General features: G+C 34.3%; 1 protein-coding gene and 1 pseudogene. Both read right to left on the bottom strand.

Annotated features, from left to right (window positions below; all coding sequences use genetic code 11):
* On the bottom strand, positions 1–806 hold an 806-nt coding region (locus ACJML3_RS07375; protein ID WP_406021977.1), incomplete at its 3' end, for an aminotransferase class V-fold PLP-dependent enzyme.
* Between the two features lie 266 nt (positions 807–1072).
* Positions 1073–1280, bottom strand: a pseudogene (ispH, locus tag ACJML3_RS07370) (4-hydroxy-3-methylbut-2-enyl diphosphate reductase); the annotation flags it as partial.

The raw sequence follows: 1280 nt of genomic DNA, 5'->3' as shown, positions 1-1280 counted from the left end.
CATCCAAGATCACGCATAATCTGAACACGAGCCTTAACAATAAAGGCAAGCTTACCAAAAGTCTGTGTATAAACAAGACCATGATATGACTCATCAGGAGTTACAAACTCTGGGAATTTTGATGATTTTGCCCAGTCAAATTTACCTGAATCTACAACAACGCCACCAACTTGAACAGCATGACCATCAAAGTACTTTGTAGTTGAATGAACAACAATATCTGCACCAAAATCAAATGGTTTACATAAAATTGGAGTAGCAAATGTATTGTCGATAATCAGTGGAATTTCATGCTTGTGAGCAATATTTGCAAATCTTTCAATATCAAAGATTGTTAATGCTGGATTTGCTAAAGTTTCACCAAAGATAGCCTTGGTGTTAGGTTTAATTTTTGCCTCTACCTGCTCATCAGTTTCACTCTGCTCAAAGAATGTAACATCAATACCCATGCGCTTGAATGTCACAGCCATTAAATTAAAGGTACCACCGTATACTGTTGATGAGCAAAGAATATGATCTCCAGCTTTAGCTATGGTTAAAATAGCTGTTAATGTTGCAGCCTGACCTGATGATGTGAGCATAGCACCAACACCACCTTCAAGAGCTGCAATCTTCTGCTCAACAAAGCCACATGTTGGATTTCCAAGTCTTGAATAAAAAGGAGTATCTGTCTTTAAATCAAACAGATCTGCAATTGCCTGAGTACTCTCATATCTGAAGGTTGTACTCTGATAAATAGGCATTGCACCTGGACCTGCATTTTCTGGTTTATAACCAGAGTGAAGACATTTTGTTGAATCTTTCATTTTTTACTCCTGATTCTATCCTTACTTTTATCAGATATCGTGATTTGCAAGTAAAGAACAATTTATCAAAATAATCGAATTAAACTTATTTTGCAGAAGAGCTATTCAAATAGAGTTGCTATCTGCATTGTGTTATGAATAGTGAAATATATTTTTTTATGAAACTTAATAGCTAAAGTCTATAACTATTAAGATAATAAAGATAATACTATTTTTAAATAGTCAGTTATAGTAATTTTCTATATCATCTACAGACTTAAATTTGTTTAAATCAGATCTTCTTTTAAAGGAAATGTTTTTTCCTTTAATTCATCACCGCATTCAACAACTGTGCTAAAACCGAGAGTATTTAGATATGACAGAATTTCCTCAATCACATACTCAGGAGCTGAAGCTCCTGCTGACAAACCTACACTTTTGGCATTTTTAAACCATATAGGATCAATCTGAGAGCTGTCATCTACAAGATAAGCT

The sequence above is a fragment of the Succinivibrio sp. genome, from assembly GCF_045124615.1.
Taxonomy (GTDB): Bacteria; Pseudomonadota; Gammaproteobacteria; order Enterobacterales; family Succinivibrionaceae; genus Succinivibrio; species Succinivibrio faecicola.
This window is presented reverse-complemented; position numbering and strand designations above follow the sequence as displayed.